This window comes from Capnocytophaga cynodegmi (assembly GCF_002302475.1).
Taxonomy (GTDB): Bacteria; Bacteroidota; Bacteroidia; order Flavobacteriales; family Flavobacteriaceae; genus Capnocytophaga; species Capnocytophaga cynodegmi.
This window is the reverse complement of record NZ_CP022378.1, coordinates 1,548,913-1,567,786: the sequence shown is the minus strand read 5'-3', so window position 1 is coordinate 1,567,786 and position 18,874 is coordinate 1,548,913. Positions and strand designations below refer to the sequence as shown.

The window sequence follows — 18,874 nt, the reverse complement described above, 5'->3', positions numbered from 1 at the left end:
CGTGTATTGGATAAGCTCACGTCGTATAATAGATATGCGTCATAATAAAAAATTAAGTAAAATCATTTTTTGAAAAATATGAAACACATTGAAGAATTAAAACAGCTTTTTAACAAAGCTCAAAATGATTATCAAACCTTAAAAGCAAATATTGAAAGTCAGGTAGTTCGCTGGTTTTGGACGAGTAATGATTTTTTTTCGTTAAATCCGTTTTGGTTTGAGCAAAATCGGTTTTCGAAAGGTAAAATATTAAAGGAAGAACCTACCAAAAATAGGCAATATGCTGTACAATATGGCGTAAATGCCGCTGATGAAATAATTGTAGCGAGGGGAATGACCAGTTTCAAAGATAATTTCTATGAAACTTTCTATTTCAGAAGCCAAAATGAGATTTTGAGTTATCATTTTGATTACGGAAATGACAAAGAACTCATAAACATTAAAAAACTTCTGTACGAAAACAACCAATTAACCGAAATCCATTCTTTTTTTGAAGAAAATGGCTACTGGATAGAGCATTTTATCTACAAAAATGATAAACTTATCCGCAAAGAATGGCAAGGCGTGGATAATTATGGTGAAAATTTCAATCGTACAATGAGTTATGATTATGATGAAATTGGGCAGTTGAAAACCATTAAAGAAGGTGATTACATTTGGTATCAAAAACCACAAAAAGGATTATCCTACAAGAAATTAACTGAATTAGTACAAGAAAAATTACTCGCTTTATTAAAACAAAATATTAAAAATCACGCTCCTTCGGAAAAACTCTATTGTATCAACCTGAGTTATTTTAGTCAGAATATAATCCCACCACAAATTGGTTTTGGGACTCAATCAGATAGAGAGCAGTGGACTGAAGATGAATCTCATAGCGAAATCATTTGGAATGTAGCGGACTACTCACACTGGGTGGAAATTGATACAGATGACGAAACAGCAAATTTGTTTGATTTGTTCAATCAGCAAACCGAGCTCAACGAAAAATACAGCACGGCGACGAAAGTTATGGTGGAATGTGCCAAGGCTCTAAAACAAGATTTACAAGAATTTAATTTGAACAAAACAGATGATTTTGTAATCGTAGCAGGATATTTCGACCAATCGGACTTCAAAAAGAACTTTAAAACAATCAATCCTGAAAAAATGAATGAATTTAAGAAAATTCTGAAATAAAAAAGATATTCCATTGTAATTTCAAACTAAAATTGAACAAAATGTCTGAAAAATTGGAACAATTGAGAATAAAAAATGCTGAAAAGAAACTTTTGGAAAGATTTTGTTTTTTGAATATTGAAGAAATCATAAATTCAAAAGATGAAAAAGGAGAAAAATTCTTCACTGAGTTCAGAAATTCAGGTATTTGGAACCATGAAAATAAAGCTGTGAAGTCATTTTCTTTTCACAACAACGGACTGATAGATAAGGATTTGTATCATTCACAACACAAAAAAGCACAAATCTTTTTTATTGAAAAAATAAAATCCCTACCAAATGATTTTGTTTGGATTACTCTTTCAGAAAATGATATATATTTTTTTGTGAAGGTTTCATTATCTACACTTTGCAAATATTTGGACACTTGGTTTGAAGAATATCCTGATTTTGAAGTTTTTATTCCAAATCAATACGCTTTGGCTTTGCACGATGCTGAATATGAGTGGGAAGTTTTAGAAAAAATATTGAATTAAAAAAATAAACACAGAGAATATGAGTAATTTACACCCCGAAGCCATAGAAATTGGCAAAAGCAAAAATAAAGGCATTTCATTGACATACAAACCAATAACGGATGATGATGTACAGGAAATCTGTAGATGCAAATCACTCGTCAATGTAGGTTTGGAAGGTACAAATATTACAGACAAAGCCCTTGAGTATCTGGCAACATTACCTAAACTTGAGTTGCTTTGGTTGGGTGAAACGAAAATCACAGGCGAAGGTTTTATTCATTTTGAAAATCACCCAAAACTTGATTGTATCGGTATCGAAAAAACCAAAGTAGACGACAACACCCTGAAAATCATAACTAAAATCCCGAAACTTACTACCTTGAGAATTGATGGTACAAAGATAACTTTTGAAGGACTTTTGGCGGTGGCGGACAATAAAAAGCTCAAACCCGTTTCCCACACCCAATTTTCTGCTGAACAAATGGAATTTTTCAAACAAACGCAAAGAAATTTTGCCAAAAAGAAAACCTCTGCGACACTGAGTGAAACAGAAATAGAAATAGCTAAAAATCATTTGTTAGCATTTTTCAAAGCGATGGCAGAATGGGAGCGATTTGCCGACATTAATTTTAACAAAGGAGACGAAAACGAAATAACATCTAAAGTGAAGCAACTTTACCAAAAATACGCAACCCAAAAACATCACAACAACGACCGATATCATTGGTCTACAACGAAAGGAGGTTCTTATGGACAACACCAAATTGTTGATATTGAAATCATTTCCAAAAACCGAATCTATATTCACACCAACGCCGATATTTTCCAAGACCGATTTTTGATGATAAAACAAAAAGATAATTCTTGGCAAATAGATGATTGTCAGCGTAAACGAGGTAATTGGGAGAAACAAAGTCTATAAGAAAAATATCTAAAATAAGTCTCATTTGTAGACACATTGTAGACGCACACTTTTAGGTTTTTAATAAGGGAACGTGTAATCTTGCAAACAAATAAAAAACCATTTTATGAATTCAGAATTGTTACAGAAAATCAACCAATTAATTTTGAAAAGTAAGGGAGCAATGATTCCGTATGGAAATGATGAATATTGTTTTAAGCTAAAACGACTTGTTAGTGAAGAAGAAATTATTCGATTTGAAGAGAAGCATAACATCAAATTTCCAGCTGATTACAAAGAATTTCTGCTTTCTGTGGGAGCGTGTACGCTTTTTGAAACGGAATATGGTTTAGGAATTGATTTTTTACCTCCTGATGAAATATTTGATTGGTCAAGACAAGTATTTGAAGGAACTGGCGTAAATTTATTCCCTTCATTTCTAATCATTGGTTCAGATAACGGACATCCAATGGGATTTTTGATTGAAAAACAAGAAAATAATTTTGGTGTTTTTTATGCTGACATTCCACCCGAATACTGGGAAGAAGACACTGATTTTATGAACTTTAACGATTGGTTAAAAGATTTAATACAAGAATTAGTAATCCTGAAAACTTCTTTTAGATAAAAATGAAAATAAAATTTGAAAAATACGGATTGAGTCCTGAAAAGTTGGAATATATGAAACGTTTCAACCTGAAATTGGACAAAAGAACAACGCGAAACCTCATAAATGCCCATCAAACCGCAGAAATTTCTACTGAAATGATATGTAAATTAGAAGAAAAAATAAATTTTAATCTTCCAAAAGATTATTTTGATTTTCTCTTGAAGCAGAACGGTGGAATTCCTTCTAAATCACGAATAAAAAGCAAGGTTATTGACCATTTTTTATCTCTAAAATCAGATTATAAATATAATTCCATTGTAGATTTGTTGGAGGAGTTTGCTTCAAAAGGCTTACCTATAGCAACAGACCCTTCAGGAAACTATTTTTTGATGAAAAATGACGGAAAAATATATTATTTCGACCATAATTCTGGTGAAATTGACGAAAAATCAGGCATTTTAGCTAAAAATTTTACGGATTTATTAGAAAATTTAAAATAATTCCATTCATTAAATCTTGCATATGAAAAACAACATCTATTACATTGGGAAAGCAAATTCAGTGAGTGAAGCTGAAATTTGCAATGTAGAAAATTTGGCTAAATATTCTTTACCAGAAGATTACAAAATATTTTTAGCAGATTACGGTTACGGAAATCTCAATGAATTATTACTTTTTGAGATACCTGATGAAAATTTTATAAAGAACAATTTTGCTCAATATTTAGACCTTTGGGAATGGAACGAAACATTACAACAAAAGGCTCTCCATAGCGTGATGATCGCCAAAACCATTGATGGCGATATAATCCTTGCTCTTAACGATGAGGATTCGCCCTACTTGCTCCTACCTCGTCATTCCGAATATCCCAAATCGTTTGTTAGTCTTTGGGAAATAATTAATTGGTACAAAAATGAGTATCATCTTAAAAAACTCTATTTTGACTCTTTTTATCAGAATGATTGGCGATTTTTCCAAATTGAAGGAGAATTTTCGGACTTAACACTCGAAAAAATAAACATTCTCTATAAAAAATTCAAAAAAAACTATACAATTGATATGATTTTCGGAGAAGAAAATTACCAACCTAAGTGCGTTTTGCAAAATATTGGCGGTTGGGTGTATTTCAATTTGGATACAGGCGAAATCCGAATGAAATTTCAGAAACTTTTCTCCTCAAAAGCAAACGAAATCATCAAATTTTTACAACAATATGCCTCAATCAAATAAGTAAAAAATATCTGATATGTTTTCGCAATCCTTACAAAATCTACTTTTCAAAATTGGAGTTGAAATCGAAAGAAAAATTCCAAAAGAAATCTTTTCTGAACGAGAACAACGAATCATCAGTCTTTATCAAAATGCAGGTTATAAGTCTGTTCCAAGAGAAGTTGTGCTATTTTTCTGCTATTTCAACGGTCAGCAAATTTCACACAAAGGACATATTACCGAATTTAATTTAGAGCACTTGATGAAATATTTTCCAAAGAGCCAAACGGAATACGCAGAAAAACTGCTTGAAAAACAAATACTTCCACTCGGAACAATGAGGTCAGGTTGGTACGATTTGTTTTCCGATGAAAGTGGAGCAGTTTATGCCTTTCATATTGAAGGAGATGAACTTATTTTGTATGGCGAAAATCCGTTTGTGGCACTCCAAAATATTTTACAAAATACACCCTTAGAAAGAAAACGAATTTAAAAATATGAAATCAATTATTAATTTGATAAACAACAAGTTATTTGAATTTGACCCGATTGAAAACGATGATTGGGAAATTTTAACCGACCAACAAAAAGCCGAAATTTATCTGTACAATGATGATGTTGAGCAAGTTTGGCTTGATTTACGAGAAAAAAACGACTTGGATTGGGATTTTCCACGAAATCAGGACGAAGAAACGCAATGGAGATACGTACAAAAAGACATTCTACAAAAATTACAAAAAGCTGGTTATGAAGCCTATTATGACGAAGTAGAATACGATTTGCTCAATTGTTATCTGAATATCAAGCACAGGCAAAACAATCCTATTTGGAATATGATCTTCAAAGCATACAAAAAAGGTGCGTTTCCTTGTGGCTGGAAAGGCGAATATCCCAATGGAAAATTGATTGTTTTTCACCCAAAATACCACCCCAACACAATACAAAAACTACACGATTTAGTAGCTTATTTTTTCGAAAAATTGGAAATTCTCGTTCAAAATCCTATAATTTTAGATGATTTATGCAATCTTTTCGACGAAAAAGGAGAAATTGTTTCCGACAAAGGAGAAGAACATATCGGAATTGAGAAAATAAAAACATTCTTTCAGAAAATAATCCAAGAAAATACCGAAACTAAATATCTGTGGCAAAAACAACTCACCAATAATAAAAATTATTTTGCAGTTCGTACAGGTTTTGTGATAAAAACGAAAAACGGAGCTATCAAAGCAGAAACAAAAACAATGGCTTTTGATATTAAAAATGGGAAAATCTATTCTTTGGAAATCGTAAAATAAAAAATGTTTTTTTATATTTTGTAGACACTTTGTAGACGCCCAATTTCTTATTTCTGAAAAAAATTGGGCTATTTTTGTCTCATAACATTTCACAACAGAAAAATGAAAATTATCAGTCAATTCAAAGATTTTTACGATTGGAAAGTTGCCGAATACGGAATAGATGAGACGCTTATCTTCGACCGCCGTGACCCTGTTTTACTCATTAAAAATGGACTGCTTGTAAATAATAACATTTTTAAAGAACCAACTGATACTGATGCTTTACATTCCGTGCTGTATGTAGGCAATGAGTTGGTGCATATTTTTTCAACTAAAAACCACATTTACACGCATTTTGACTTGGAAAATGTGACGGACTTGGATGCATATTCTGATTATTTTTTAGGGAGTGATGATTTCAAACTCAAAAACGGCAAAAGCATTACCATCACTTCGTATCTATATACCAAAAATAATTATTCACTATATGAGCAATTTCACCAAAGCAGAGCCAAAAACATCTATGTTGTGCAAAACATTCTAACGGGTAAAGGAAATAAATTGCAATGGGAAGATTTTTCACAAAAACCGTTGTTGCTACTTAGAAGACTCTGGCACGACTCGTCTATATTATTAGATTCCAATCCGTTTTTGGCTCAGGCTGGGATTTATATCGATGCTGATTTTATGTGGCAAAACATCGTGCAGTTTTTGTCCGATTTAAAATCTCAAACCGAAAAGTCTCCAGAAGTTCCTAACGAACAAAAAATTGAAAATAAAGGTTTTGACAAAAAAACTTCTTTCCGACCAAAAATGAAAAAACGATAAATTTGAAATTCAAAAAACTAAAAATATGATTACAAAACACTTAGGTAGAACTATTCCAGAAGACTATTTGGAATTTATTGAAAAAATCAATTTAAAAGAAAATTTTCAGATGTACTATTTTAATAATACATATCACAATAACAAGAAAATCAATCTTTACACCAAGAGAGGCTTATTGTCAAATAGTTATGATAAAAACTCTTATTGGTATGAATGGATTAGTAAAGGCGATTATGCGTTTAAAAAGGTAAAACCCTTACACCCAAAAGAGCCGATTTCTGTTGATGAAGTGAAAACCTGCTTTACGATAGCGGGTACTTATGAAGGTAATGTTTTTATCAATCTGCACAATGGCTCAATTTGGCATTTCAGTGATGATTCGGACTGGGAAAATGAGATTATCCTTTATCATTGCGAAAAATATGCTGACAATTTCTGTGATTTTTTACAAATGATTAGCTTAGAACCAATTGGAAATAAATTTGAAAATGAAGATTTTTAAACTTTACCGAAAATTTAGGTTTTGAAAAGTCCGTAAAAATAAAAAGTTTCAATAATATTATGAATATTTATGGTGTAAAACTACATTTAATTTTACACGAAAAAATGGGAACAGATTGGGCATATTTATTTCGGAAAAAGCCAAACAAATATTTGAAGAATTGGCTCTACCACTTAGTTATGAAAAAGAATAAATAATTTTAAAGAAAAAGAGAAAAAATATGAACACACATTTTTTAAAAGAAATTGAAAACAAATTAAACATAACATTACCAGAATCTTACAAAAAATTGATAAGCGAGTTTGAATCATTTTGCGTATTAGAATACGAAGGAAAAGAAATAGATATCAGAAATATTAATCGCCTTTCTAGTTCAATAGATACGAAAAGTGGTCTGCAAAAATGGCAATATTTGCATCAATGGACACAAGATAATACCCACAAACAAACCAAACCCGAATTAGTTAAACGAAACGATAGCTCAGAAACACTTCCGAGAGAGCGAGTAGCCAATGGATTTTTGTTCGCTGACAGCAGTGATGGCATTCGTTTATATTTTGATATTCAAGACAATATGTCTGTTTGGGAATATTGGTTAGACGAAGGCAGCGTGGGAAAAATTGCTGATTGCTTTGATGAATTATTGTCCAAATCCGAGATAGTGGAACAAGAATAGACTTCAAGAAATGGGATTTGAATACAAAATACGAGTAAAACTAACACCCCAACAAATCTCTGAAATAGAACAAATTTTATCAAAAAATGACTATTTTGAGCGAAAATATTGGGTAAAAGAACAATTATTTTGGGATTTTCGGCATTCTGACAATCACGGAAAGCTTCCCAATGTCAGTCTCATAATCGAAAGTGATGGTATTTATATTTGCCAGTGGAGTACAGCTGATGTTTGGCAATATCTGGAAGAGCTGGAAAACTATCTGTACTCGCAAAATATATCAATTCAAATTATTGATTATCAAGAATAATTTTTAGAAAGACTTTAGTAAAATATATTAAAAAAAAATTATGTCGAAGACTTTCGATCTTAATTAAAAAAAAAGAAACTATTATGACAAATACTTTTTTAGAAAAGCTAAATGCTTTAAAAGATGACCAAAAATATGATTTTATTAGAGAAGTTGAATACGAAGAAACTGATGAAAAATGGGATTTTTTCAACGCAATTATCGCAAACGAATCAGAATATGATTTAGCACGAATTGAAGCACTGAAAATCATTGGTCTTTATGAAATTCCATACCAAAAGAAAGACAAAATCGCCCAAAGTTTGGAGCATATCATTACTAATGAAGAAGATTATTTGGTAAAAAATTATGCGGTAATGGCTTTAAAAAACTTTACTGATTATCAACCACTTGTAATATTAGCAAAATCAATTGTTTGTGATAGCGATGAAGACGAAAATTTGCGACACAACGCCTTATCTGCTATTGAAAAATTACCCAGTGACGCTAAAAAAGAAATTTTAACTATTTTACTTTCAGATAAATATATGAAGCCCTATGCCAAACAAATTTTAAGCGAAATGTAAAAGAGTGAAGATAAAAATTTGAATAAAAAAGGAAATATGCAAGAAACATTAAACAAAATCGCGAAACTAAAAGGTGGCGAGAAATTAGATTTTATAAAAAACTTAGCAAATGATGCGAAAAACATTCCTGTGTTACTGCATCTTGCAGAAAATGAAAAAGGTTACAACAAGGAATATGCTTTGCAAGGACTGACAAGATTTGATGTAGCAGAGGCTTTACCAATCTTCAAAAAACTACTCAAATCCAAAAGTAAAGGCGAAAAAATCTTATTACACGGCACTTCGGATATGGTTTCGGACTTAGTGGCAGAGGAAATTCACACGTTTTTCACCAAATTATTTCAAAATGAAAAAAGTTATTGCTTATCAGTTGATAATTTCGAGGATTTTCAAAGATTTCTTTCCTTAATATTGGGTAAAGCAAGTGAAAAAATGCGAAATATCTACCGACTTTTGGCTGAAAACAACGATAAGTTTGCTTCTTTCAATTTCAAATCATCTATTAATCAGCATTTTAATTTTTATACCTTTACCAAAGAAACCAAAAAGAAAATTTTCCCTCAAACCCTCTCACTCTCCATCATCAGAAATCCAGACCAGCGTTTGATTACTTTGGCAGACGAACTTACCCAAAAATACGGAGAAAATTGGCTCACAGCAAAAATGGTTGCTTCATTTTTTACTGAAAAGGCAGAAGTTCTTTTCGAAAAATATTCGCCTCTTCTTCTCTCGAAAGAAAAAACATATATACTTGATGCACTGGCACTTTTATATTTCAACAAGAAAACTGAAAAACACACTGCCATAGCTCAATGGGGCAACTATTACGATGAGAGAAACGACACAAGCACCTATTTCAGCAGAGAAATTAAGGAGAATTTGGACGAGCGATGGCTGGAAATACTTACCGAAATAGTACCTGAAAAAATTGCATTACAAACATACTTCTCGCTGAGTGCGGGAGTGGCGGCTGCGTATGAATCATATGACCAAATATTACAGGCTTTACTTCCTAAAAATTTTGAAAATCAATTTATTAAAGAAAAATTAGCTACATATTTCTTGAAACGGGAAAAAGCAGAAAAGGGGGCTTCACTCTACATTGATGCTCTTAACCTTTTGCAAGTTCCCATCACCGAAGCAATAATAGAAAAGTGGATAGCCTACAAACCTGAAGCCGTAAGCAAATACAACATTCCTATTATGCTCAATAACAACACTCGATGGACAGACGAACAAAAATTGAATTTTTACAAAAAATTACCAGCAAACTTGGTCAATCAAGATGCAATAAAAAAACTACAAAATAAATAACACAAAATCAAAAACTTTCATAGCGTATGAAAATCCTCTGGGAAACAACATTTAAAAATAGTATTGTGGGAATCCTTCCTCCAACTCCTGACCCTTTCTCGCCTGATGAATTTTATCTGGCAGATGGCTGGACTTCGATGTATAGCTCAATGCGATTGCGTAGAATTTCTTTTCTTTCAGGTAAAGAGACCGCTAATGTGTTGATACGCAGTATGGTTCGATGTCTATATTTTTCGCCTGAAGGCAAATCTATTTTTGCTATAACGGATAGTAAAATATTCAAAATCAATCGAGAAACACTACAAATCGAAGAAAAATTTGATAAGAGCATACCCAAATATACCGATTTTATGCAAAGCGATGATGTAGGGAATTTTGTGATGATGAATTACGCAGGAAAAACAATTTCTGTATTTAATCATCTGGAGAACAAACTCTTAAAAAAGAAAGTCACCAAAAAAGATTGGTGTTGTAATATCATCAAAGAAGATACAGATAATTATCTGATTTTCAGCTCAAAAAATGGCGTTATACAACGTTATAATTTGCCAAACAATAGTTTGGAAATTGTACTGGAAACCCAAGTTTTTCACGATGGCACAAAGGATAAAAAAGGAAATTTTTATTTTCAATTAGGACAATTTAAAACAGGCGGTATGAATACCGACACGATCAAACCTTTAAGTCAAATTTTAATTATTTCTGCTGAAAAACAACAGAAAACATACTATTTTGAGTTTAATTTTAATGAAATTATGCTTTCAAACGATGAAAATTCATTATTTTTAATCGGAGACAGCAAAATTTGGCAGTTTTCTATCGAAAAAGAAAGCATAATTAACGAAATCACTGCACCTAAAAGCACATCTATTCTTCATTTTTTTGAAGAAAAGCAATTAATTTTGGCAATTGCTCACGCATCAGGAGATAAAAAAGTAATAAACGTAAACATCTAATACATAATAAATTAAAAAGTATGAACACACTTCGGCAAGAATTACGTCCCGACTGGGCAACCACAGAAAAACTCTACCCTCTGATTTTAAAGAGATTGCAAGATTATGAAACCTTTTGGGATGCTCAGCCTGATGATACCCCAGAAGCGGTTTTTGATGCCGAATACAAAGCAATGGAGGTTTATTTAAGTGAGCTGACAGGCAAAGATTTGTCCGAAACTTGGCTATGGGAATGGTGGGAAAGCAATGGCATTGAGGTTTTTGCGTTTGATTTGGCGATGCCCGAAGCCCAAAAGCACGACAACCTTACGCGTGATGATTTACAAGCCTTTGTTACTATCATTCGCAATAATGAATTTGAGTGTGAAAATCAATTTCAGGAGCAGTTTATGCCCTATATGTTTTACAGTCATAATTATTTTCGTCAGTTTTTGGAGTTGAATTTTAAGCGATACAAGCCAGATTTTTTCAACAGCCAAAAAGATAAAAACGGTAATTGGCACGAATTATCAATAGAAGAAATTGTTGCGAAAATTTGGAAATAATTTAAAAATAATAGCCATAAATAAAAAATATTTAAGCAAACAAAAAACAATTCAAATGGGAGAAAAACAAAAATTTTTAACAGATTTGCCAATGGAAGAAGCACTTTTTCCTAAATTATTTACCTTTTTGAATGAAAAATTACAACAAAAGAGTTGCAAACATACTATCGAAAATACTTTCACTTTTCTGACAAAACACAAAGTTAAAAATCCGCATCAAGTAATTGATTGGTTGGCAGACAATGGTGGATATTGCGATTGTGAGATTTTGTACAATGTAACTGAGCTTTTTAGCCATTTAGAAAATACTTGGGAAGAGCCTGTGGAAATCCCCAAAGAGTTCAAACAAATCCTTGAAAAGAAGCAAAAAATCAACAAATTACACACAAATTTTGGATTCGAAATCGATGCAGTACCTCAGCCTTGGAAAATGACCGAAGGTATTGAGCAGGAAAACAAGAAATATTATTTTCAAATTGGAAAAGGAATGAATGTTTGTTTGGCAAATCTGAAGGAAAATTTTCCTGAAAATCAATGGAAAAATGATACATTCTTTTTAAAAGATTATGAAAATCACACTATTGAACGTTCAGAATTAGAAAAATATCATTTGGTTATTTTGCGTTCGCAAAACAATATTCGTGTAGTGATATGGTGCAAACCTAAAAACACAAACATGTGGTATTTAGAAATTTACACTGAAAATCAACGCTACAAAGGCGACCTAAAAGAATTGGAAAAATTATTAAACGCAATAAAATAATACTTTGATTTACAAATAATTTTAATTTAAAATATGAAGATAAAAGATTTAATTTCACATTACAGAAATCGGCTAAATGCTTTGGAAGACGCTATTTTGATTGGAGCAATACCCGACGGAGCAACACATTTTAACACAGAAGTCGAAAATTTACTAACCGATGAGCACAAAAATTTCTTAAAAATTTGTGATGGTGGCTATTTTGGAGATGTAGTACTATGGGGAACTGCGGAAATTCTGGACAGCCAATACCGAGTTCCTGAAAGTACCAAAAACACAATGTATGAAATTGGACAAATACTCTACGAACCTGTTTTTATGGACAAAAATACTGGAAATGTACATTTTGATGCCGAAAAATACAGAGATATGCTAAACATTGATACAAGTTTTACAGAATTTGTAGAAGATTATGTTTTTGGAGATAAGTATAGAAATCATATCCTCCATTTTAAAGATGAAGATGATGATTGGTCTCTATTTTTGAAAGAAAACATCTAATTTTGAAAAAGAAATGAAAAGTAAATTTGAAACTTTCCCAACAGGAAATATATTCAGTGGATATGCTCCAGAAGGCGAATATGTTCGTGAGCAAATCATACAAAATCAATATGATACAATAAGTTTTGGAGGTATTGGTTGGGATAAAGTAAAACGAATTGACTTGTCTTACCTGAAAGATTTAAAAAGCATTCGGGATTTGACTATTGTTCACGATAATGATACGATAATCACAGGGTTCGAGGCTCTCTATTCCCTACCCAATTTACGGAGAATCAACCTGATGTGGTTCAATGATATTTTTCAGACTGAAAATAACGAAGTTTTCGATATTTCGCAATGCAAAAATCTCACGGAATTTATTGGTGCTTTGCATAAAAATATCATCAATTTTGAAAAGAGTGAACGTTTGGAATATATCCAAATTCGTCATTTTTCTGATAAAAATTTTAGCCGTTTGTCACTACTAAAAAACCTTAAAAAGGTTCGTTTTGCTCAATTTTTATGCAAAACTGCTAAAGGATTGGAAAATTTGTCAAATTTGGAGGAAATTTGGTTACAAATGGGCAGTAAATTAGAGGATGTCAACGATGTAGGCGGTTGTGAAAATCTTAAAATACTGAATATTGAATCTTGTCGAAAATTGAAGGACATTCAACTGAAATCCAGAACTTTACAAAAAGCTATTTTTCTACAAAAAATACAAAATATTAATTTTGTGAAAGATTGCCCAAAATTAGAATTTTTGCAATTTAAAGAACTGACAGATGGGAACTTACAACCAGCTGTTGATGCTAAACTAAAAGAAGTTTATTTCGGAACGAAAAAGCCCAATTACACTCACTCCAATAAAGAATTGACCGCGATTCTGAACGAATTGCAGAAAAAATAACATTATGAAATTCAATAGAAAAGAATTAGGTACTCAAAAGCAGTTTCACACTATGAAGAAGATAAAATGAAAATTATTAAATTTAGTCTGATTTTATCATTTTTTGTTTCGATTTCTTGTAAAAACAACCATATTATGACAAAAAACTCATTAAAAGAGCAAAAAACAACTATAGAAAAGCGTTTTTTCTTATCGTGTTCCGATTTGCATAAACAAAAATCCGCTAAACCTACCTATTTGTATGAAGAAATCAGTGAGCAACAAGCTATTGAACAAGAAAACGAGTGTGCTTATTACATTGGCTATTTTCATAATGGCATTTTGATAAAATATGAGAAAAAATATCGTGGAGAAACACTATTGACGAAAGAAATTCTATGAAAAAAGAAAATCAAACAAAAACAATGTTTAACATTATAAATATTAGCGATTGTCCTGTAATTCAAATGATTAGCCGTAAAAAAGAAATAACAATCTGTATTTTAGATAATTATACAAATTTTCAAGAAAAGTATTCGTCTTATATCTCCATCAAAATTAAAAATTGGTCTGAGTTTAGTGGTAAACATTTTACATCAGATATACCTTTTGGAAACCATCAAATAAAAGATATTTCGGAAAATGAAATAGAACCTTTTGAGTTGATACAAGAAATCTTTAAAGAAAATAATAGTTTGATTATCAAAGGATATAGTGCCACTTCTAAAAGTTGGTTAGAATACAAATTTGAAAACTCCAAAATAGAAATTAAAAGAGAGAACAATGCTTGATAAAATTTTAAAAATCAATGAATTACACAAAATTGAAGAATTCCTTGTTTCTTCCGAAAATCAAATCAAGTTACGAGAACAATTACAACACGCGTTTTTGAAATTTTCTCATTATCAGAATGCTACCGAATGGAACACAGTAGTACGAATCTGCGAATGCCTGGCGATTATTGGCTGGGGCGACTTTAAGCAAATTTTAAAATCGTGGCTTCTAAAAAAATAAAATTAATCTTTAACTTATAATTAAATGAAACAATTGACCGAAAAAGACCATAAAATGCTAGCGATGTTATATCGCTTTATTGATGAAAATCAAAGTTTTACCGAAGATACTTTAGTAGCACATTTTTTTGAAGCGGTAGATTTTGCCTTTGACAATTTTCAAGAGCCGTTTCGCCTTGCCAACTCGTGGGCAAAGCAAGAATACGAATACGAACTTGCCACCATTGCCCTGCGTGTAGGTACAGGCTTAAAGCGTTTTTATCCGAAATTGGCAAAATCTGAAAAAGTGCAAAACGCTATTTTAGAGGTTTTTTACAACGAAAAATATTCTGCAGAGGCAAGAATTAATTTCCTATACACTTTGGAAGATGCTAAAATGGATAAGCAAATCACTGATTACGTGAAAACTTTAAGCGAAATCCCGATCTCTTGGGGCTATATAACAATGCGCGTTTTATGCAGTCGCAAAATTGGAGGTTTTAGCGAAAAAGTCAAAGCCTTATATCAGAAAATAGAACACACACGAGGCGAAGCAGAAACAAGAAAATACTGCCTTCGTTATCTTCAAAATGAACATAAATACAAACAATTTTGAGCGATTTACAACAAAAAAGTAATTATAAAAAATATGATTATACGCAATTTTACAAAAACGAATTATCACCCAAAGTATACTATAAATCTCGATAACTTTGTATCGGACTGGATAAGTTTTGACATTGACCAGCAGAATAAACTACTTCTGAAATGGGACAAGCAGAATGAAACCTTTTCGGTATGGAATTTTGAACGTCAAAAACTTTGGGAACTGAAAGAAAGTATCTGTTATGCAAAATTCGACCCGCGTAATGAGTGGATTTGGCTCGTTCGTCGTGAAAATGAGGAATTAGTAAGCATTTTTGTTTACGATTACACAGGAAAACAACTCGCTTCTACCCAAATGGAAGATGTGATATACGATTCGAGCTTTATAATTACGTTACTTCCCGAGAAAACAAGCGTTGCCATTGATTTTTGCGGAGGACAAGATGGCTCACAAGAGTATTTTTTGTCCGTAAAAGCTAACAAAATAGAAATTCAGCGTGAAATAGAAAGTAATGCATGTTTTTTGTTTGCATTCGATAACAACACAAAGGCTTTACTACTTAACTTCTATGAAGATACCATTTTCATAGTTTCCTATCCCGACCTAAAAACGCTGAAAACATTCACATTTCCAGAGGATTTTTCTTATGGAGGAATCAGCAAAATAACGGACAAATGTTGGATTGTTTCCAATGAATATAGTGCACGTCATTTTCTGTTTAATCCCGAAACAATGGAATTTGGCGAAGAAATCATCATTGAAGGTTACGAACCAGAAGAAAACGAAGACGGAGAAATCCTTTCCGATATTGCTTCAATGGAATACCACGATGGGACACTCATCTTCAGCTACTTCAAAATTACAAAAACAGGAGAGGAACAATGGTGGGGACAAACAACTATAAATTTATAAACTTTCAAAAAATAGTGTAAAAATAAACTCAAAATAAAATATAACAATATGATTACAGAACATTTAGGAAGAAACCTTCCAAAGGAATATTTAGATTTCATAACCAGCTATGAGAAACAAGATTTTTGGCTAACAATGTACCCAAACACAGAAAACCAATTTAGTGAGGAAGTAGAAATTTGGACAGAAAGCCAATTACTTTCAAATACTTATGATAAAAACAATGCTAACTATCAGTGGTTAAGCAAGTCAGAATTGGATTTTTCAATGATTGATTTTCGTGAAGATGTATGTTATATCACTCCCGAAGAAGTAGAAAGTGGTTTCGTGATTGGGAGCCTAAACGAGGGACTTCTGTTCATCAATCTACACAACGGTTCGGTTTGGACCTGGTACAGCGATATGTTTTGCGAAAAACACGCTGATAATTTCACTAAATTTCAAAAACTCCTTACTAATCAACCTATTGATAATGAATAAAAAGCATTTTGCATTAACTTTTTCTAAAATTAAATAATATGCAAACACTTAAAGAAGAAATTTATTTTGCTATTTCAGATTTCATAGAAAGCTACAAAACAAAGGATTTCAAAACCTTAGCCGAAAAGTTTGATATTTCGGGAGAGTTTTTGGAAGAAATTTACGAAATGCTTGATTTTGTGGAAGACCTGAGTAAATTAAGAATTTTCCCAATAGAAGAAATGCAGAAGCAAGTCAGCGGACAAGATTACTTAGAAATTTTCACTTATAATGAAAGCACCAAACAACCTACTGAATATGGAGTAGAATGTGTTTTCTTTGAAGGAAAAGAGCATTTGGGCTACATCATTGGAGAGTATCACACGGATAATCATTTCCCGAAGTTTTTATTCAAATATTTCAGCGTTTAACTCTATTTTTACTGGAATAAAATGTTATATCAATAAAAATCGCTTACCAATGGAAGAAAATAAAAAATTATCTTTTGTAGAGAAGATGAAACTAAAAACACAACAGCAGAAAAAATATGGCGATGATAAATTCCAAACAGAACAAGCAAAACTTGACACACAAGATTGTCCAAATTGTGGAGCAGGAAGAGCAAAACACGAAGGAATAACACATTGTGCCTATTGCGGTTATGAATTTATCAGCAATAAACTTGATGAAGGAATTTACATCAAAAAAGAAGATAATAGCCAAAAGTTTTAACCTCCTTGCAGAAACAAAATTTGAACATCAAACACATATAAAATGGAAGAATTACACATTAGATTCGAGAATTTTTTAAACAAATTAACCGAACGTGCCAACGAACTTGCAAAAGAAACAAAATCTTCTGTACAAGACTTTTATAATGATGACATTGACCCTCACAAACGAAGTTTTTTTAACTTCAAAATGGGAATTCAGGGGCAATTTACCAGCATAATCAACAAAGCTCAAGAAGTTTTTGACAATCAAATTCAGTTTCACGAACCAACAATTCGAGAAAAACAAACTCCCGAAGGCAATATAAAAGAAAAATGGTTTCGGAAAATACACGATGAATTTGAAAACTGGAAAGACCAAATTCGCAACCTCTCCGAAGACACTTTCAAAGATGTGAAAGAAAAATCTCCCGAAATCACTCTTCAGGAAATCATCGATGAATACAACCAAATCAAAGACAACTTCCATTGTACGCAATGCGGAGGCAAATTAGATATCAACGAAATATATTTTATCGCCACTTACATTCCTTGTCCGTATTGCCAAACTCAAAATACTTTTGTCCCCAGTACAAAAATGCGAGAATTAGAGTTTATCGCCAAAGATTTAGCTGAAGAACGCACCAAAAAAGAAGAAAAACGCTACGAAAAAATTGCAAACAAAAACACTTCAACCCCTGAAGAAATATTTGCTGCTTATTTTCGTTGGCGATTAGCTGTGTGGAAAGTGGTAAAAAATATTGTTCCCGTTCTTGAACAAGCCAACAAAAAAGTTTTTTTTCGTGAAGTACACGACTTAATGACCTATGATGGCTATAATTTCTATGAAAACCCTGATTTATACCGAAACATCATACAACTTTTGATGCAAACTGAACCTGAAAACCAAAAAATAGTCATTGAGCTTTTCGAGTACATCGGGGAAAGAGGTATCCCACAAGAAGAATTTAAAAACCTGATTTCCAACATCGAAAGAGATTCTTAAGACAATGATTATATAAATATTCTTCTGTTGTAGACACTTTGTAGTCGCTCATTTTTAGGAATTTTTACCTTGCGAAAATACCTTTGCTCCATAATTTAAAAATTTGTTTAATATTAAAACCTAAAAAATTATGTTTGGAGATTTAATGAAAAAAATGCAAGAAGAAATGAAAAAAGCTATGGGAGATAACTTCCAGATGAATATCCCTGAAGGCTTAAATCAAGAAGGTGTTTACTATGCCAAAGGTTCTTTCGATGACGAAGTAGAATACAACAACGAAATTGTTTGTATTACCAATGTAACTCTCGACAATATGGAGGCAATGAACGAAGCAATGGACGACAAGGATTATGCTCGTGCCGAACAGGTTCGTTTGGAGTGGATTAAAAACATTCCCAATTATATTGCTCAAGTAAACGAATTGGGAGCTTACAACGGTGACGACACGCTACAAAAGGCTGCTATTAAGTATTTTGAGTCATACGATGTACTAATGAAGAACGGATATCAAAAACTTATTGCTATGCGATTGGCAGGAAAAAGAGGTACTCCCGAAGAACAAGCCCAACTCAAAGAGAATAATAACTTAATGCAAAAACTTGCCGACAAATTCAATGAAGTTAGTGATGATTTCCTTGAAAAACACGAAGACGATTAACATATAAGCAATGTTTCGACAA

At 32.2% G+C, this 18,874-nt stretch carries 29 protein-coding genes; all 29 read left to right on the top strand.

The genetic code is table 11. The annotated features are described in order from the left end of the window. The first annotated feature begins 78 nt into the window (after positions 1-78). The 29 genes from CGC48_RS06955 (at position 79) to CGC48_RS06815 (ending at position 18,852) form a co-directional block, all read left to right on the top strand. Positions 79-1,179 (top strand): hypothetical protein, encoded by a 1,101-nt coding sequence (locus tag CGC48_RS06955; RefSeq protein WP_198537130.1) that lies wholly within the window; start codon positions 79-81, stop codon positions 1,177-1,179. Positions 1,180-1,220: 41 nt separating this feature from the next. After that, positions 1,221-1,694, top strand: a complete 474-nt coding sequence (locus CGC48_RS06950) for a hypothetical protein (RefSeq protein ID WP_098029002.1) — start codon at positions 1,221-1,223, stop codon at positions 1,692-1,694. Positions 1,695-1,713: 19 nt separating this feature from the next. Beyond that, positions 1,714-2,598, top strand: a complete 885-nt coding sequence (locus CGC48_RS06945) for an NTF2 fold immunity protein (protein ID WP_098029001.1) — start codon at positions 1,714-1,716, stop codon at positions 2,596-2,598. A gap of 106 nt (positions 2,599-2,704) precedes the next feature. Further along, entirely contained in the window at positions 2,705-3,205 is a 501-nt protein-coding gene (locus CGC48_RS06940) for an SMI1/KNR4 family protein (protein ID WP_098029000.1), read from the top strand. 2 nt (positions 3,206-3,207) lie between these two features. Continuing rightward, the gene (locus CGC48_RS06935) at positions 3,208-3,687 is read left to right on the top strand and encodes an SMI1/KNR4 family protein (RefSeq protein ID WP_098028999.1); all 480 of its coding nucleotides are present in this window, start codon (positions 3,208-3,210) and stop codon (positions 3,685-3,687) included. Positions 3,688-3,709: 22 nt separating this feature from the next. Continuing rightward, the gene (locus CGC48_RS06930; RefSeq protein WP_098028998.1) at positions 3,710-4,417 is read left to right on the top strand and encodes an SMI1/KNR4 family protein; all 708 of its coding nucleotides are present in this window, start codon (positions 3,710-3,712) and stop codon (positions 4,415-4,417) included. Between the two features lie 16 nt (positions 4,418-4,433). Continuing rightward, complete coding sequence (locus tag CGC48_RS06925; protein ID WP_098028997.1) at positions 4,434-4,889, top strand: SUKH-3 domain-containing protein; 456 nt, start codon at positions 4,434-4,436, stop codon at positions 4,887-4,889. 4 nt (positions 4,890-4,893) lie between these two features. Beyond that, positions 4,894-5,694 (top strand): hypothetical protein, encoded by an 801-nt coding sequence (locus tag CGC48_RS06920; RefSeq protein ID WP_098028996.1) that lies wholly within the window; start codon positions 4,894-4,896, stop codon positions 5,692-5,694. A gap of 102 nt (positions 5,695-5,796) precedes the next feature. Further along, positions 5,797-6,504 carry a hypothetical protein gene (locus CGC48_RS06915; RefSeq protein ID WP_098028995.1) on the top strand — a complete coding sequence of 236 codons (708 nt, stop codon included), beginning with the start codon at positions 5,797-5,799 and terminating at the stop codon, positions 6,502-6,504. Between the two features lie 25 nt (positions 6,505-6,529). Then, complete coding sequence (locus CGC48_RS06910) at positions 6,530-7,006, top strand: hypothetical protein (RefSeq protein WP_098028994.1); 477 nt, start codon at positions 6,530-6,532, stop codon at positions 7,004-7,006. A gap of 220 nt (positions 7,007-7,226) precedes the next feature. Next, on the top strand, positions 7,227-7,682 hold the full coding sequence (locus CGC48_RS06905) for an SMI1/KNR4 family protein (RefSeq protein WP_098028993.1): 456 nt from the start codon (positions 7,227-7,229) through the stop codon (positions 7,680-7,682). 10 nt (positions 7,683-7,692) lie between these two features. After that, on the top strand, positions 7,693-7,992 hold the full coding sequence (locus CGC48_RS06900; RefSeq protein WP_098028992.1) for a hypothetical protein: 300 nt from the start codon (positions 7,693-7,695) through the stop codon (positions 7,990-7,992). Between the two features lie 83 nt (positions 7,993-8,075). Continuing rightward, a complete protein-coding gene (locus tag CGC48_RS06895) occupies positions 8,076-8,558 on the top strand; it encodes a HEAT repeat domain-containing protein (protein ID WP_098028991.1) in 483 nt (160 codons plus the stop codon). Positions 8,559-8,594: 36 nt separating this feature from the next. After that, entirely contained in the window at positions 8,595-9,872 is a 1,278-nt protein-coding gene (locus CGC48_RS06890; RefSeq protein WP_157909882.1) for a hypothetical protein, read from the top strand. Between the two features lie 26 nt (positions 9,873-9,898). Further along, positions 9,899-10,828 (top strand): hypothetical protein, encoded by a 930-nt coding sequence (locus CGC48_RS06885; protein WP_098028989.1) that lies wholly within the window; start codon positions 9,899-9,901, stop codon positions 10,826-10,828. 20 nt (positions 10,829-10,848) lie between these two features. Then, positions 10,849-11,373 (top strand): hypothetical protein, encoded by a 525-nt coding sequence (locus tag CGC48_RS06880; RefSeq protein ID WP_098028988.1) that lies wholly within the window; start codon positions 10,849-10,851, stop codon positions 11,371-11,373. A gap of 55 nt (positions 11,374-11,428) precedes the next feature. Next, the gene (locus CGC48_RS06875; protein WP_098029790.1) at positions 11,429-12,136 is read left to right on the top strand and encodes a DUF2695 domain-containing protein; all 708 of its coding nucleotides are present in this window, start codon (positions 11,429-11,431) and stop codon (positions 12,134-12,136) included. Between the two features lie 33 nt (positions 12,137-12,169). Further along, a complete protein-coding gene (locus tag CGC48_RS06870) occupies positions 12,170-12,637 on the top strand; it encodes a hypothetical protein (RefSeq protein WP_098028987.1) in 468 nt (155 codons plus the stop codon). Positions 12,638-12,650: 13 nt separating this feature from the next. After that, positions 12,651-13,529, top strand: coding sequence for a leucine-rich repeat domain-containing protein (locus CGC48_RS06865; RefSeq protein WP_098028986.1), 879 nt, complete (start codon positions 12,651-12,653; stop codon positions 13,527-13,529). 135 nt (positions 13,530-13,664) lie between these two features. Beyond that, on the top strand, positions 13,665-13,910 hold the full coding sequence (locus CGC48_RS06860) for a hypothetical protein (RefSeq protein WP_098028985.1): 246 nt from the start codon (positions 13,665-13,667) through the stop codon (positions 13,908-13,910). A 23-nt stretch (positions 13,911-13,933) separates the two neighbouring features. Beyond that, positions 13,934-14,299, top strand: coding sequence for a hypothetical protein (locus CGC48_RS06855; RefSeq protein WP_157909881.1), 366 nt, complete (start codon positions 13,934-13,936; stop codon positions 14,297-14,299). Then, positions 14,292-14,522 carry a hypothetical protein gene (locus CGC48_RS06850; RefSeq protein ID WP_098028983.1) on the top strand — a complete coding sequence of 77 codons (231 nt, stop codon included), beginning with the start codon at positions 14,292-14,294 and terminating at the stop codon, positions 14,520-14,522. Before CGC48_RS06855 ends, CGC48_RS06850 begins: the two co-directional genes overlap by 8 nt. Positions 14,523-14,546: 24 nt before the next feature. Continuing rightward, positions 14,547-15,116, top strand: a complete 570-nt coding sequence (locus CGC48_RS06845; protein ID WP_098028982.1) for a hypothetical protein — start codon at positions 14,547-14,549, stop codon at positions 15,114-15,116. A gap of 33 nt (positions 15,117-15,149) precedes the next feature. Beyond that, a complete protein-coding gene (locus CGC48_RS06840) occupies positions 15,150-16,019 on the top strand; it encodes a hypothetical protein (protein ID WP_098028981.1) in 870 nt (289 codons plus the stop codon). A 48-nt stretch (positions 16,020-16,067) separates the two neighbouring features. Beyond that, the gene (locus CGC48_RS06835) at positions 16,068-16,499 is read left to right on the top strand and encodes a hypothetical protein (protein ID WP_098028980.1); all 432 of its coding nucleotides are present in this window, start codon (positions 16,068-16,070) and stop codon (positions 16,497-16,499) included. A 38-nt stretch (positions 16,500-16,537) separates the two neighbouring features. Next, positions 16,538-16,909 carry a hypothetical protein gene (locus CGC48_RS06830; RefSeq protein WP_098028979.1) on the top strand — a complete coding sequence of 124 codons (372 nt, stop codon included), beginning with the start codon at positions 16,538-16,540 and terminating at the stop codon, positions 16,907-16,909. A 49-nt stretch (positions 16,910-16,958) separates the two neighbouring features. Further along, positions 16,959-17,210: an eL43 family ribosomal protein gene (locus CGC48_RS06825; protein ID WP_098028978.1), complete on the top strand. Its 252-nt coding sequence runs from the start codon at positions 16,959-16,961 to the stop codon at positions 17,208-17,210. A 42-nt stretch (positions 17,211-17,252) separates the two neighbouring features. Continuing rightward, the gene (locus CGC48_RS06820; RefSeq protein ID WP_098028977.1) at positions 17,253-18,194 is read left to right on the top strand and encodes a hypothetical protein; all 942 of its coding nucleotides are present in this window, start codon (positions 17,253-17,255) and stop codon (positions 18,192-18,194) included. Between the two features lie 130 nt (positions 18,195-18,324). Continuing rightward, positions 18,325-18,852, top strand: coding sequence for an LIC11966 family surface protein (locus CGC48_RS06815; RefSeq protein ID WP_098028976.1), 528 nt, complete (start codon positions 18,325-18,327; stop codon positions 18,850-18,852). Positions 18,853-18,874 lie beyond the last annotated feature (22 nt).